General features: G+C 68.0%; 15 protein-coding genes. 11 read left to right on the plus strand and 4 right to left on the minus strand.

Translation table 11 applies throughout. The features are described 5' to 3' along the window. The 6 genes from AC07Z7_RS23270 to AC07Z7_RS23295 form a co-directional block, all read left to right on the plus strand. The coding region (locus tag AC07Z7_RS23270) for a squalene/phytoene synthase family protein (RefSeq protein ID WP_494767810.1) at positions 1–578 on the plus strand (578 nt) is incomplete at its 5' end. A 310-nt stretch (positions 579–888) separates the two neighbouring features. Beyond that, complete coding sequence (locus tag AC07Z7_RS23275; RefSeq protein ID WP_494767811.1) at positions 889–2,289, plus strand: L-serine ammonia-lyase; 1,401 nt, start codon at positions 889–891, stop codon at positions 2,287–2,289. 117 nt (positions 2,290–2,406) lie between these two features. Further along, the gene (locus tag AC07Z7_RS23280) at positions 2,407–3,303 is read left to right on the plus strand and encodes an amino acid ABC transporter substrate-binding protein (protein WP_494767812.1); all 897 of its coding nucleotides are present in this window, start codon (positions 2,407–2,409) and stop codon (positions 3,301–3,303) included. A 109-nt stretch (positions 3,304–3,412) separates the two neighbouring features. Next, on the plus strand, positions 3,413–4,255 hold the full coding sequence (gene hpnD, locus AC07Z7_RS23285) for a presqualene diphosphate synthase HpnD (protein WP_063461786.1): 843 nt from the start codon (positions 3,413–3,415) through the stop codon (positions 4,253–4,255). Between the two features lie 16 nt (positions 4,256–4,271). Beyond that, positions 4,272–5,576 (plus strand): hydroxysqualene dehydroxylase HpnE, encoded by a 1,305-nt coding sequence (hpnE, locus tag AC07Z7_RS23290; protein ID WP_494767813.1) that lies wholly within the window; start codon positions 4,272–4,274, stop codon positions 5,574–5,576. 120 nt (positions 5,577–5,696) lie between these two features. Further along, the gene (locus AC07Z7_RS23295; RefSeq protein ID WP_094287475.1) at positions 5,697–6,710 is read left to right on the plus strand and encodes a Bug family tripartite tricarboxylate transporter substrate binding protein; all 1,014 of its coding nucleotides are present in this window, start codon (positions 5,697–5,699) and stop codon (positions 6,708–6,710) included. 18 nt (positions 6,711–6,728) lie between these two features. On the opposite strand, the gene AC07Z7_RS23300 is transcribed toward AC07Z7_RS23295, so the two are convergent. Then, positions 6,729–7,070: a hypothetical protein gene (locus AC07Z7_RS23300; RefSeq protein WP_494767814.1), complete on the minus strand. Its 342-nt coding sequence runs from the start codon at positions 7,068–7,070 to the stop codon at positions 6,729–6,731. 187 nt (positions 7,071–7,257) lie between these two features. On the opposite strand from AC07Z7_RS23300, the gene AC07Z7_RS23305 reads away from it, so the two are divergent. Genes AC07Z7_RS23305 through AC07Z7_RS23315 form a run of 3 tightly spaced genes read left to right on the plus strand, consistent with a single transcriptional unit; the run spans position 7,258 to position 10,412 of the window. Further along, positions 7,258–7,926, plus strand: a complete 669-nt coding sequence (locus AC07Z7_RS23305; RefSeq protein ID WP_121419592.1) for a response regulator — start codon at positions 7,258–7,260, stop codon at positions 7,924–7,926. Positions 7,927–7,929: 3 nt separating this feature from the next. Continuing rightward, a complete protein-coding gene (locus AC07Z7_RS23310) occupies positions 7,930–9,327 on the plus strand; it encodes a sensor histidine kinase (protein ID WP_494767815.1) in 1,398 nt (465 codons plus the stop codon). Between the two features lie 47 nt (positions 9,328–9,374). Continuing rightward, positions 9,375–10,412, plus strand: a complete 1,038-nt coding sequence (locus AC07Z7_RS23315; RefSeq protein WP_494767816.1) for a Bug family tripartite tricarboxylate transporter substrate binding protein — start codon at positions 9,375–9,377, stop codon at positions 10,410–10,412. A 50-nt stretch (positions 10,413–10,462) separates the two neighbouring features. On the opposite strand, the gene AC07Z7_RS23320 is transcribed toward AC07Z7_RS23315, so the two are convergent. From AC07Z7_RS23320 to AC07Z7_RS23330, 3 genes are all read right to left on the minus strand, one after another. Continuing rightward, a complete protein-coding gene (locus AC07Z7_RS23320; protein WP_060984975.1) occupies positions 10,463–10,675 on the minus strand; it encodes a DUF2788 domain-containing protein in 213 nt (70 codons plus the stop codon). Next, a complete protein-coding gene (locus AC07Z7_RS23325; RefSeq protein ID WP_494767817.1) occupies positions 10,672–11,526 on the minus strand; it encodes a DUF2189 domain-containing protein in 855 nt (284 codons plus the stop codon). Before AC07Z7_RS23325 ends, AC07Z7_RS23320 begins: the two co-directional genes overlap by 4 nt. Before the next feature lie 112 nt (positions 11,527–11,638). After that, positions 11,639–12,385 (minus strand): HAD-IA family hydrolase, encoded by a 747-nt coding sequence (locus AC07Z7_RS23330; RefSeq protein WP_494767818.1) that lies wholly within the window; start codon positions 12,383–12,385, stop codon positions 11,639–11,641. Between the two features lie 90 nt (positions 12,386–12,475). Between AC07Z7_RS23330 and hemH the strand changes: the two genes are divergently transcribed. Together hemH and AC07Z7_RS23340 are read left to right on the plus strand one after the other, a co-directional pair. Beyond that, positions 12,476–13,591, plus strand: coding sequence for a ferrochelatase (gene hemH / locus AC07Z7_RS23335; RefSeq protein ID WP_494767819.1), 1,116 nt, complete (start codon positions 12,476–12,478; stop codon positions 13,589–13,591). Between the two features lie 162 nt (positions 13,592–13,753). Next, positions 13,754–14,359 (plus strand): Lon-like protease helical domain-containing protein (locus AC07Z7_RS23340; protein WP_494767820.1); only part of this gene is annotated, 606 nt, incomplete at its 3' end.

The raw sequence follows: 14,359 nt of genomic DNA on the forward strand, positions 1-14,359 counted from the left end.
GCCACCAGCTGCCCGTGCCGCTGCTCGAAGACCTGCTCAGCGCCTTTGCCCAGGATGTGGAAAAAACCCGCGATGCCGAAGGCTACGCCGACCGCGCCGAGCTGCTGGACTACTGCCGCCGCTCGGCCAACCCCGTGGGGCGCCTGCTGCTGCACCTGTATGGCGTGGGCGACGCGCAGGCGCTGCAGCAAAGCGACGCGATCTGCACCGCGTTGCAGCTCATCAACTTCTGGCAAGACCTGTCGGTGGACATCCCCCGCCACCGCCACTACCTGCCGCGCGCCGACTGCGCCGTCCATGGCGCGTGCCAGGCCGAGCTGCTGGCCCTGCAAAGCACGCGCGAGAACGCGCGCCTGATTGCCGACTGCGCCGACTGGGCCCGCACCACCATGTACAGCGGCGCGCCCCTGGTTCACCGCCTGCCTGGCCGCGCGGGCTGGGAGCTGCGCCTGGTGGTGCAGGGCGGCCTGCGCATCCTCGACAAGGTCGAGGCCCTCAAAGGCGGCAGCCTGCACACCCGCCCGCGCCTGCATGCCTGGGACTGGGTGGTGATGCTGGGCCGCGCGCTGGTGATGTAAGAAGAAAGATTCATGGGCCACAAGGCGCGCTGACACGCGCGCTTGCACCAGCCTAAAAATCAAACACAATCACGCCCCATCGCCTATCCATCAAAGGCCAAAAGCTACTATTTTTATAGCAAATTGCCACCATTTGTTGCCCTAACCCTGACCAGCGCGATGTCACAGGGCAGGGATAGCGAGCATGCCGGAGGTGCGGTGTGCGGTTAGCCTCGCCGCCACCTGCCGCCGCCCAAGCGGCTTCACTCAATACCCTAAGGCCCGCGCCACAAGCGCACTGGCCCGAAGCCCTTCCGGTCACACACCCACCATGTCCGTCAGCGTTTTCGACCTCTTCAAGATCGGTATCGGCCCGTCCAGCTCCCACACCGTGGGGCCCATGATTGCGGCGCGGCAGTTTGCCTGCCAATTGCAGGGCACCCTGGGCCTGGCCGCCGTGCACCACGTCACGGTGGAACTGTTTGGCTCCCTGTCTGCCACCGGCGTGGGCCACGGCACCGACAAGGCCGTGCTGCTGGGCCTGGCCGGGCACGAGCCCGACCACATAGACCCCGACCAGATCCAGCCCGCAATTGCCGACATCCGCACCCGGCAAACGCTGGCGCTGCTGGGCGAGCATATGGTGCCGTTTGTCGAAAAAGAGCACCTGCTGTTCCGCCGCAAAAGCCTGCCGCTGCACCCCAACGGCATGGCGTTTCACGCGTTTGACGCGCAGGGCAACGAAATTGCTGCGCGTGAGTACTACTCGGTGGGCGGTGGTTTTGTGATCGACGCGGCGGGCGAGCGTGTGCTCAACAGTGCTGCCACTGCAGGGCCTGATGCGGCCGGCCATGCCCAGGGCCTGCCCCACCCCTTCCGCACCGGGGCCGAGCTGCTGGCCCAGTGCCAGGCCACCGGGCTTACCCCGGCCCAGCTCATGGCCGCCAACGAACAACATTGGCGCAGCAGCGCCGAGGTGCGCAGCCAGCTCATGGCCATCTGGAAAACCATGGCCGGTGCCGTGCAGCGCGGCTGCGCCAGCACCGGCACCCTGCCCGGCCCCATGCATGTGCGCCGCCGCGCGGCCGAGCTGCACCACAAGCTCAGCAGCGCCCCCGAGGCCGCGCTGCGCGACCCGCTCTCGATGCTGGACTGGGTGAACCTCTACGCCATGGCCGTCAACGAGGAGAACGCCGCTGGCGGCCGCGTGGTGACCGCCCCCACCAACGGCGCGGCGGGCGTGATCCCGGCCGTGCTGCATTACTACGTCAACTTCTTGCCAGGCGCCAACGAGGACGGCATCGCCACCTTTTTGCTCACCGCAGGTGCCATCGGCATCATCTACAAGGAGAACGCCTCGCTCTCGGGTGCCGAGGTGGGTTGCCAGGGCGAAGTGGGCGTGGCCTGTTCCATGGCGGCAGGCGCGCTCGCAGCCGTGATGGGCGGCAGCCCCGAGCAGATCGAGAACGCCGCCGAGATCGGCATGGAGCACAACCTGGGCATGACCTGCGACCCGGTGGGCGGCTTGGTGCAGATCCCCTGCATCGAACGCAACGCCATGGGCGCCATCAAAGCCATCAATGCCGCCCGCATGGCGCTGCGTGGCGACGGCCAGCATGTGGTCTCGCTCGACAAGGTCATCAAGACCATGATGCAGACCGGCGCAGACATGAAGATCAAATACAAGGAGACCTCGCGCGGCGGCCTGGCCGTGAATGTTGTGGAATGCTGACAAACCTGTCACCAATGTGACACAACAGCAGATGCCGCAGCACAATGCGCGGCGTGCAGCCTCGCGCGTTTCCTGCAAAGCCTGGCATGCATGGTCCCGTCACCTTTTCCGTTTCCTATGCATCTCTTCTCTGCGCTGCGAGCCCTGCTGCTGATCCTTCCCCTATCCTGCATGTCCCCTGGCGCCTGGGCGCAAGACACCCTGACCCACATTGCCAAGACCGGCGAATTGCGACTGGGGCACCGCGAGGCATCCCACCCCTTCTCCTACAAAGACCCAGCCACCGGGCAGGTGCGTGGCTACAGCGTTGATATCTGCACCAGGATTTATGAAGAGCTCAAGAAGGAACTCAAGCGCCCCGACCTGCGCCTGACCTATGTACTGGTGGACGGCAAGAACCGCCTGGCGGACCTGAAAAACAACGTAGTGGACCTGGAATGCGGCACGACCACCAACACCCTGGAGCGCCAGAAGGAAGTCGCCTTCAGCCACCACATCTTCATTGCCACCACCGCCTTCCTCGTGCGCAAGGACTCGGGCATCAAGACGGTGGACGATCTGAACGGCAAACGCATTGCCGTCGAACGGAAAACCACCAATGACGGCCTGCTGGCCACCAACGAACGCACCTACCACCGCAAATTCATCTACGTGCCGGTAGACAGCACCGCACAGGGATTGGATGCACTCACGCGCCGGGAGGCAGATGCAGTTTTTGCAGACGATGCAGGCCTATGGAGCCCCATGACCCGGCTGGGCAAGGCCATGGGGGACTACCAATTTCTGGAAAAGCGCCTTTCGGTAGAGCCCTACAGCATTGGCCTGCGCAGACAAGACCCTCGCTTCAAGGAGCTGGTAGACCAAGTCACCCGCCGCCTGATCCAGACCGGGGAGATGGCGGCTCTCTACAAAAAGTGGTTCCACTCGGACCAAGGCACGCTCCCCATGAGCGTCTTCATGCGCGAAGCGCTCAAGCGGCCCAGCGACGTGGGCGTGGAACAAATCGCCTTTTGATGCCCTTCGGCCTGCCGCAGAACAGTCAGGCCAAACTGCGGAGTTGCGGCCTCCGCCAGCTGCCCGGTTGCCGTGGCGGGCCATGTCCGCCATGGGACAATCGCGCCCCATGACCCCACAGCAATACGTACAGCAAAAAGCCGTGGCCTCGGGCAGCAGCTTCTACTACGCCTTCCTGTTCCTGCCGGCCCCGCGCCGCGCCGCGATCACGGCGTTTTATGCTTTCTGCCGCGAAGTGGACGATGTGGTGGACGAAGTCTCCGACCCTGGCGTGGCGCGCACCAAGCTGGCCTGGTGGCAGGGCGAGGTGGCCAAGGCCTATGCGGGCCAGCCCACCCACCCCGTGATGCAGGCGCTGATGCCGCTGGCGGCCGACTATGGCATTGAACAACGCCACCTGCAGGCCGTGATCGACGGCTGCCAGATGGACCTGGAGCAGACCCGCTACCTCGACTTTGCGGGCCTCAAGGGCTACTGCCACCTGGTGGCGGGCATCGTGGGCGAAGTCGCCGCACGCATCTTCGGCCAGACCGACCCACGGACCACCGAATACGCCCACAAGCTGGGCCTGGCCTTCCAGCTCACCAACATCATCCGCGACGTGGGCGAAGACGCGATGCTGGGCCGCATTTACCTGCCGGTGAACGAGCTGCAGCAGTTTGATGTGAAGGCACACGAGATCTTGAAGCGCACCTACTCCGACCGCTTCACGGCGCTGATGCGCTTTCAGGCCGAGCGCGCGCACCGGCTGTACGACGAAGCGTTTGCCTTGCTGCCCGATGCCGACCGCCGCGCCCAGAAACCCGGCCTGATGATGGCCAACATCTACCGCACCCTGCTGCGCGAGATCGAGCACGAAAACTTCCAGGTGCTGCACCAGCGCATCCGCCTCACGCCGCTGCGCAAGTTCTGGCTGGCCTGGAAGGTGCAAGCCCTGGGCCGGATGTCTTAGCCGTGGGCCCGCGTCCATGAAGGTCGCCGTCATCGGCGCAGGCTGGGCGGGCATGGCCGCCGCCATTGCCCATGTGCAGGCAGGGCGCCAGGTCACCGTGTTCGAGGCCGCGCGCACCGTGGGCGGCCGGGCGCGCGCCGTGCCGGGCGCGCTGCCTGATGGCACGCCCGCCACGCTCGACAACGGCCAGCACATCCTGATCGGCGCCTACGCCGAAAGCCTGCGCCTGATGCGGCTGGTGGGCGTGGACATCGATACTGCGCTGCTGCGCCTGCCGCTCACGCTGCAGTTCCCCGACGGCCAGGGCCTGCAGCTGCCCGACCTGCCCCCACCCCTCGATGCGCTGCTGGGCATTGCCCGCGCCAAGGGCTGGGGCTGGCGCGATAAGCTGGCACTGCTGCGCACAGCCACGGCCTGGCAGCTGCGCGGCTTTCGCTGCGCGCCCGCCACATCGGTGGCCACGCTGTGCGCGCCGCTCACGCCCCGGCTCATGGCTGAGTTCATCGACCCGCTGTGTGTGTCGGCCCTCAACACCCCCGCCAACCAGGCCAGCGGCCAGGTGTTTCTGCGCGTGCTGCAGGACAGCCTGTTCAGCGGGCGCGGCGGCTCCAACCTGCTGCTGCCACGTGCGGACTTAGGCGCCCTCTTTCCCGAAGCCGCTGCCCACTGGCTGCAGCAGCAAGGCGGCCAGGTCCTCACCGGCCAGCGCATTCAGCGCCTGCAACCATTGCCCGGCGGGCGTTGGCAGCCGGTAGTGGCCGCCAACGGCACCGAAGAACCCGGAGCGTTCGACCACATCACCCTGGCCTGCCCGTCCTGGGAGGCCAGCCGCCTGGTCGAAGGCCTGGCAGGCACGGCGGGCCTGGCCAGTGCAGCCCGCTGGAGCGCCACCACCAGCGCCCTGCGGTTTGAGGCCATCACCACCGTCTATGCCCACGCCCCGGGCGCCGACCTGCCCTTGCCCATGCTGGCGCTGCGCAATACCGCTGCTCACCCGGCGCAGTTTGTGTTCGACAGGGGCCAGCTCGACGGCCAGCACGGGCTGCTTGCCTTTGTGGTGAGCGCCAGTGATGGGGACCGCGCATTGATCGAGCAGCAGGTGCTGCAGCAGGCCGCCGCCCAGCTGGGCCTGACAGGCCTGCAGCCCGTGCAGACCGTGGTGGAAAAACGCGCCACCTTTGCCTGCACCCCTGGCCTGCAGCGGCCCGGCATGCAGGTGCTGCCGGGGCTGACGGCCTGCGGCGACTATGTGGCAGGCCCCTACCCGGCCACGCTGGAAGGCGCCGTGCTCAGCGGCACGGCAGTAGCGGCACAGGCCTGATCCCCGCTTTGACGGCCCAGGGTGCCTCGGGTAAACCCCAGGCCGACTGACAGCATTCCGAAAGCACGCTGCGCACACCATACGCTAGGCAACGCCACTACGGCTTTCACGGAGACACCCATGCTGTTCGATAACGACACCAACCCCGCCTTCCACCCCACCCGCCGCCACCTGCTGGGCGCGGGCAGCGCCCTGGCACTGGGCGGCCTGCTGCCCGCCGCTGCGTCGGCTCAGGCCGCATGGCCCGCCAAGTCTGTGCGTTTTGTGGTGCCCTTTGCACCGGGCGGCAGCTCCGAGATCGTTGCGCGCTCCACAGCGGCCGAGTTGAGCAAGACCCTGGGCCAGAGCGTGTTTGTGGACAACAAGCCCGGCGCCGCAGGCAACATCGCCATGCAGGAAGTGGCCCGTGCCGAAGACCAGCACACCCTCATCCTGGGCCACATCGGCACGCTGGCCGTCAACCCCTACATCTTCGACAAGCTGCCCTACGACGCCAACAAGGACTTCAAGCCCGTGAGCCTGCTGGCCAAGGTGCCCAGCCTGTACGTGGTGCACCCCGACGTGCCCGCCAAGAACCTCAAGGAGTTCATCGCCTACGCCAAGAAGAACCCGGGCAAGCTCAGCTACGGCTCGGCAGGCAATGGCAGCGCGGGCCACCTCGCGTTTGAATACCTCAAGATGACCGCCGAGATCTTCATGCTGCACGTGCCCTACCGGGGCACCGGCCCCATGATGACCGACCTGCTCTCCGGCCGCCTTGATGCCGCATCGGTGGGCGCTGCGGCCCTGCTCCCGTTCATCAAGTCCGGCAAGGTGCGCTGCATCGCCACCGGCTCCACCCAGCGCCTGCCGCAGCTGCCCGACGTGCCCACAGTAGCCGAACAGGGCTTCCCCGGCTTCGAGATGACGCAGTGGTACGGCATGCTGGCCCCCGCGAGCCTGCCCAAAGAACACCTGGACAAGCTGGCCGCCGAAACCATGAAGGCCGTCAAGGCCCCCGAAGCCCTCAAGCGCCTGAACGGTGACGCCGCCGAAGCCATCGGCGGCACACCCGCGCAGTTTGCACAGTTCATTGCGGCGGAGCAGGCGCGCTGGCAGAAAGTAATCAAGCGCGCGCAGATCAAGCCAGATTGAGAAGGGGGGCGTTGCGTTTCAGCGCAAGATGCCCCATCCAATGGAAAGCCCCAGCACATAGAGGGCTCCCACAATGACGCAGGCCTTCAACCAGCCTTCACGGGAGGGGGTGTCAGCGATGTCTTCTCCTCCCATGGCGGAGATCAGTCCTGCAAGAAAGTACGCCAACCCTGTGATGGCATGCAGCAAGATGTTGGGCGCCAACGCGCCACACGCGGCGCCCGACATTGCTCCAGCGGCCAGCAAGGAGCCCATCGCATCAGAGGGGCCGCCCAACGCAGCCCCCGCAAAGCCGAGCAGCAACGCCAAAAGGCTCCCTGCGGCAATGCCCAACAGCGCGCAGGCGACCTTGAAAACCAAGCTGGACGACCATCAGCCGCCTGCGTCTCTCACCCTCTCTTCCATGCGCCATCTGTGGGACAGCCCCCGCAAAGGCCGCTTGTCACGTTTGTCCATACCCTCTCCCTCTTTTGTCCTGCGCATCGTAGTCGCACGCCATAAGCAAGCGCAGCAAAAGCCGAAACAAGCACCGCAGTAGCATTCCCCCATGCGCATCCTCCTGGCCGAAGACGACCACAACCTGGGCACCTGGCTCAGCCGCGCGCTGGAGCATGCGGGCATCCAGGTGGAATGGGTGAACGACGGGCGCCTGGCCGACCGTGCCCTGCAGCAGCACGACAACTACGACGCGCTGGTGCTGGATCTGGGTCTGCCCGGGCTGGACGGTCAGGCCGTACTGCAGCGCCTGCGCGACCGCGACCAGCGCCTGCCCGCGCTGATCCTCACGGCCCGCGATTCGCTGGACGAGCGTGTGCGCTCGCTCAACGCCGGGGCTGACGACTTTCTGGCCAAGCCTTTCGAGCTGGCCGAGCTGGAGGCCCGCCTGCATGCCCTGGTGCGCCGCGCACGCGGCAACGAGCACCCGCGTCTGGCCTGTGGCGCGCTGGTGTACGACAACCCGCGCAAGCAGTTCACGCTGCACGGCGAGCCCCTGGCCCTGTCGCCGCGCGAGCACGCCGTGCTGCGCGTGCTGGTGCAGCGCAGTGGCGAGCCGTTTTCCAAGCAGCAGATCCTGGACCGCGTGTTCTCTGACGACGAGGACGTGCACCCCGAAGCCGTGGAAGTGTTTGTGCACCGCCTGCGCAAGCGGCTGGACGGCAGCGGCGTGCGCATCACCACCCTACGCGGGCTGGGCTATGCGCTCGAAGCGGACTGAACCATGAGACTGATCGCGCGCCTGCGCCGCGCCAGCCTGTGGCGGCTGCTGGCCCTGCTGCTGCTGCCGCTGCTGGCCGTGGTGACGGGGGTGGAGCTGTGGATGACGCGGCACGACGCGCTGGAGGCGGCCAACGCGGCCTACGACCGCTCGCTGCTCGGGGCGCTCAAATCCATCGACGCCAACATCTCCACCGCCTCGGGCGGCCTGTCGGCCGAGCTGCCATACAGCATGCTCGAATTTTTTGAACTCACGGCCAGCGGCAATGTGTACTTCCGCGTGGCGTCGTCCGACGGGCTGGTGGAGCTGGGCAACGCCGACCTGCCCCTGCCACCCGATCCGCTCACGCCCGGCGTGCCCCGCTTTTACGACGCCACCTACTTCGGCGAATCCGTGCGGCTGGCCGCCTACCGCCGCGCGGTGGAAGGTGCCGCGCCCGGGGCCGATCCCAGCAGCGTGCTGGTGCAGGTGGCCGAAAGCACCCGCTCGCGGCAGGAGTTCACGCGCCGCTTTGTGCGCCGGGCAGCGCTGCGCGACACGCTGGTGCTGGCGCTCATGGTTCTGGGCACTGCCGCCACTTTGGCCGTAGCGCTGCGCCCGCTGGCGCGCCTGGCGCGCGAGGTGCAGGCGCGCAGCCCCGACGACATGACCCCCATGGCCGACACCGACCTGCCCGCCGACATCCGCCCCCTGGTGGCAGCAGCCAACCAGCAGATGGCCCGCACGCAGGACCTGGTGGCGCAGCAGCGGCAGTTTCTGGACGATGCCTCGCACCAGCTGCGCACCCACCTCACCACGCTGCAGATGCAGATCGACTACGCCCGGCGCGAGGCCGACGCCACCCGGGTTCAGCACACCCTGGAAGCCATCGGAGGCGAAGTCGCGCGCGCCACGCGCAGCACCCAGCAGCTGCTGGCCCTGGGCCGCAGCGACACAGCAGCAGTGGAGCTGGCCCCGTTCGATCTGGCCGCCCTGCTGCGCGCCGTGGCGCTGGAACTGCTGCCCCGCGCCCGCGCTCGGCAGATCGACTTTGGCATCCATACACCCACGCCCGAGTTAATGGCCGTGGGCGACAGCGGCTTGCTGCGCGAGGCGCTCACCAACCTGGCCGCCAACGCGATTGCCTACACGCCCGAACACGGCACGGTCACCGTGTCGGCTGCGGGCGACGGCCTGGGCTGGAGCCTCAGCGTGGAAGACAACGGCCCCGGCCTGCCCGCCAGCGAACGCGATGCACTGGGCCAGCGCTACCGGCGCGGCTCGCAGGCGGCGGCGGGCGGCTCGGGCCTGGGGCTGGCAATCGCGCGCTCCATCGCCGAGCGGCACCGGGGCGGCCTGCGGCTCGAAGAACGCGCGGGCGGGCCCGGCCTGCTGGCCATCCTGTGGTGGCCCCGGGGCTGAAACCCCCCATCCCGCAGCACCCCAGATTCCGCCAGAATTCGCCCCGCATGCCGTCCGCACCACCCCCCCTCCCCACCTTGCCCCGCCGCCACGCCCTGCAGTGGCTGGCAGCGCTGGCGGGCACTTCAGGCGCTGCGCACGCGCCAGCTGCGTGGGCGGCCGATGCATCGCTGGAACCCGCCGAATGCATCGCCCCCTCCCGCCCCGGTGGCGGGTTTGACCTGACCTGTGGCCTGGCCACCCAGGCGGTGCAAGCCGTGCGCCCCGCACGCCCACCGCTGCACACACGCTACCTGCCCGGCGGCATCGGTGCCGTGGCGTTTGACCAGGTCGCCACCGGGCGGCTGGGCGGGCCAGGCACGCTGGTGGCGTTCTCCAGCGGCTCGCTGCTCAACATCGCGCAGGGCCGCTTTGGCCCCCACCCCGTGAGCGCCGTGCGCTGGATCGCCACGCTGGGCACCGACTACGGCGTGGTGGCCGTGCACCGCGATGCGCCCCACCAGCGCCTGCAAGACGTGGTGGCCGCGCTGCGCAAGGACCCGGCCCGCGTGGTGTTTGGCGCTGGCGGCACCCTGGGCAGCCAGGACTGGATGAAAGCCGCCCTGCTGACCCGCGCCGCCGGGCAAGACCCCAAGCGCATGCGTTTTGTGTCATTCGAAGGTGGCGGAGAGGCGCTCAAGGCGCTGCGCGGCGGCCACATCGGCGTCTTTACCGGCGATGCCGCCGAGGCCCGGCAGGCCCTGGAAAAAGGCGCGCCCCTGCGCTTTCTGGCCGTGCTGGCCCAGGCCCGCCTGCCCGGCGCCCTGGCCGACCTGCCCACGGCGCGCGAACAGGGTGTGGACCTGGTCTGGCCCACGGTGCGCGGCCTGTACATGGCCGCCAGCGCCCCCGATGCCGCCGTGCGCGCCTGGGTGGCCGCGTTTGCCGATGCGCTGTCCGCACCCGGTTATGCCGCGCTGTGCAACCAGTACGGCCTGTACCCGTTTGCGCGCACTGGCACGGCGCTGGAGGAATTTGTGCAACGCAGCCTGGCCGACTACCGCCAGTTGGCGCAGGAGCTGGGCCTGCGGTCCTGGCCACGCTGAGGCGGCTGCTGCTAAGCCCGTGCGGTGGTCTCAGACGATCTCTGGGCCGCTCACTTCTCCAGCCACCACTGGATCACCACCTTGGCCAGGAACCCCAGAAACCCCACACCCAGGCCCAGGAAGATCACAAAGGTGCCAAACCGCCCGGCCTTCGATTCCCATGCCAGCTGCCCGATGATGAACAGCATGTAGGCGATGAACGCCCCCACGCCATAGGTGAGGAAGAAGCCCGAGATCTGCGCCTCGGTGAAGCCAAAAATCACGATGCCCCTCCAGGCGTGCGCTCTGGTGCAGCGGGTGCAGCCAGGTCGCGCTCGGGCAGGCTGGATGCGTCCACCAGGTCGCGGTAGGCGTGCCAGCTGGCGTGGCCCAGCATGGGCATCACGGCGATCAGGCCCAGCAGCAGCGAGCCCAGGCCCAGCAAGGTAAAGCCCAGGATGATCGCCGCCCAGAACGCCATGGGCAGCGGGTTGATCACCACGGCCTGCCAGCTTGTCAGCACCGCCTGCAACAGCGTGGCGCGGCGGTCCAGCAGCAGCGGCATGGCGACCACGCTGGACGCAAAAATCGGTGCGGCCATCAGGCTGCCCAGGGCCAGCCAGATTTCAAACAACCAGCCATCGCGGGCCATGACCACGTGGCGCAGAAAGTCGAGTGGTGTCTCAATGGGCACGGGCGCCAGCAGGGTGATGAGCGCCGCCGATGTCATGACCCAGCCCGAGGCCGCCAGCGCCAGCAGGGCTCCAAACTGCACCATGCACCAGTAGTCATTGCCCCATTTGTTCACGTGGCTGTTCTGCCAGTTGAACCAGGTCTTGAGCACCACGCCCAGGTTGGCAGGCTCGCCGCGCTCCAGCGCGCGGCTCAGCGCATACAGGCTGGTGGCCAGCACCGGCGCCACCACCAGAAAGCCCGACAGCGCCCCCGCCAGCAGCCAGAAGCGGTGGTGCCCCACCGCAAAGATGGCCGCCCCGAACAGCGTGAGCGCCAGCCCATGCGCAAAGCTGATCCAGCCCGCCCGTGCCATGTCGCGCCAGGCCAGCACCAGCCAGGTCATGGGCTGCATCAGGCCGATGGTGCGGATGGCGGGCAATGGCGGGGGATGACGAGGCATAGTGGGAGGGGTCGCTCAGCGACGGGTGAGTGTGACTTCATCGGGCAACGGCATCAACCGCCGCGCGCCCGAACCTTGACCTGAGGCAAGAAACCGAACCGAGGGAAGCCCGTCAGGCCAACAGCCTGCACAGCGCCGTGAGGCTGTCCACCGTGGCATGCGGCTGCACGTCATCGTGCGGCCAGGGGTGGTTGGCGCTGTTGATCCACACGGCCTGCATGCCCGCGTTCAGCGCTCCCTGCGCATCCAACGTGGCGTCGTCGCCCACGTGCAGCACCTCGTGGGGCAGCACATCGGCGGCGGTGGCGGCGGCGTGGAAGATGCGCGCATCGGGCTTGGCCACGCCAAATTCCGACGCGCTGATGCTGTGGCGAAAGTAGTGGCCGATGCCGATGCGGTGCACGTCGGCATTGCCGTTGGACACCGCCACCACCGGGTAGCGCGCCGACAAAAAGGCCAGCGTGTCGTGCGCGTCGTCAAACAGCTCCACGCGCATGCGCTCGGCAAAGAACAGGTCAAACGCCGGTTCGGCCAGCGCAGGCTCGTCGCCCGCCTGGGTCAGCGCCAGGCGGATGGACTCGCGCCGCAGCGCGCTCAGGTCGTGCAGCAGGTCGGGCCGCAGCGCCACCATCTGGTTGCGGATGGCGCGCAGCGATTCGGTGCTGGAGAACAAAGCCGCCGTGGCGGGCGCATGGTGCATGAGCCAGTCCAGCAGCACGCGTTCGGCCCGGGTGATGGTGGGCCAGATGGGCCAGAGCGTGTCGTCCAGGTCGATGGAGATGGCGCGGATGCGGGCGATGTCCAGCTGCGGGGCGGATGCCTGCGCAGGCGCGGTGGGTTGAGGCTGGGGGGCGGTCATGGTGCGGCAAGAATACCCGACGGTAACCAGCGGATGTGCCGCAGATCCCGCGTGGCCGCCAAGGCCCGGCCCATTTGCCACAATCGGGCCATGCCCTCCTCCTTCGCCCCCGAACCCCCATACACCCACGGCCAGGCCGACCGCACCGCCGTGCTGCTGTGCAACCTGGGCACGCCCGACGAACCCACGGCCCCAGCCGTGCGCCGCTATCTGGCACAGTTTTTGGGCGACCACCGCGTGGTGGAGATCCCCAAACTGCTGTGGATGCCCATCCTGCACGGCATCATCCTGCGCACGCGCCCGGCCAAGTCGGCCGCCAAATACGCGAGCATCTGGACGCCCGAGGGCTCGCCCCTGGCGCACTGGACGGCCAAACAGGCCACGCTGCTGCGCGGCTGGCTGGGCGAGGCAGGCCACGCGGTGCTGGTGCGCCACGCCATGCGCTACGGCAACCCGTCCATCGCCAGCCAGCTCGATGCCCTGAAGGCCGAAGGCGCCACGCGCATCCTCATCCTGCCGCTGTACCCGCAGTATTCGGCAACCACCACGGCCAGCGTGTTTGACGCCGTCTACACCTGGGCCGCTCGCACGCGCAACGTGCCTGAGCTGCGCTTCGTCAACCACTACCACGATGCCCCCGGCTACATCGACGCGCTGGCCCGCACCATCGAAACCCACTGGAAGCACCACGGCCAGCCCGACCAGCTGGTGATGAGCTTTCATGGCGTGCCCGAGCGCACCCTGCACCTGGGCGACCCCTACCACTGCGAGGCCCGCAAGACCGGCCGCCTGCTGGCCGAGCGCCTGGGCCTGCGCGAGGAGCGCTACCGCATCACCTTCCAGTCGCGCTTTGGCAAGGCCAAGTGGCTGGAGCCCTATACCCAGCCCACCATCGAGGCGCTGGGCAAGGCGGGCACGCGGCGGGTGGACGTGGTGTGCCCCGGCTTCACCAGCGACTGCCTGGAGACGCTGGAAGAAATCAACATGGAAGTGCGCGAGGCCTTCCTGCACGCGGGCGGGCAGGAGTTTCACTACATCCCCTGCCTGAACGACAACAACCACTGGATCACAGCACTGAGCCACGTGGCCCAGCAGCACCTGGCGGGCTGGCCCACCGAGGCACCCACCGCCGCCGCACTGGCCGATGCGCGCAGCCACGCGCAAGCCGGGGGCGCCCCCGCCGGGGCCTGCCCCGTGGCCCATTGATCAATTACTATTAATTTGATAGCTTAAAAGGCATACTCACCGCGCGCAGATGGCCTTTTTTATTCATTTTTTGAAGGCTACAACGCCCCGCCACCGCGCCCAGCCACAGTGCCATATGCACCGCCCGGCGCTGCGGCCTGCCCCCACCCACATTCCGCACCGATGCCCGCCTTTGCCCTCGCCCCCCACCAGCTGCGGCTGAACATTAACCCCGCAACGCTGGGCTTTGCCAGCACGGCCGAGCTGCAAGACCTGCCCCTGCCCTGGATCGGCCAGGAGCGCGCCCAGGCCGCTGCGCAGTTTGGCCTGGGCCTGCACCAGCCCGACTACCACCTGTTCGTGCTGGGCGAAGTGGGCAGCGGGCGCGCATCGCTGCTGCGCCAGGCCATGCAGACTGCTGCGGCAGAACGCGCCGTGCCGCCCGACCTGTGCTACCTGCACAACTTCGACACGCCCGACCGCCCCCGCGCCCTGCGCCTGCCTGCGGGCCAGGGCCGCCAGCTGCGCCAGGGCCTGGCCGACATGGCCAAGAACCTGCAGGCCGACATCCCCAAACGCCTGGCCGCCGCCGACTTCAAAGCCGAGGCCGAGCGCATCGAAAAAACCTGGCAGGCGCAAGAGGCCGAGGCCTTTGCGGTGCTGGACGCGTTTGCCGAAGCCCGCCAGTTCCGCCTGACGCGCGAGGGCGGGCAAATGGTGTTCACCCTCACCGGCCCCAAAGGCCAGGCGCTGACCGAAGCCGAAGCCCGCGCCCTGCCGCGCGAGCGC

It is taken from the genome of Acidovorax sp. GW101-11A03 (assembly GCF_059424825.1).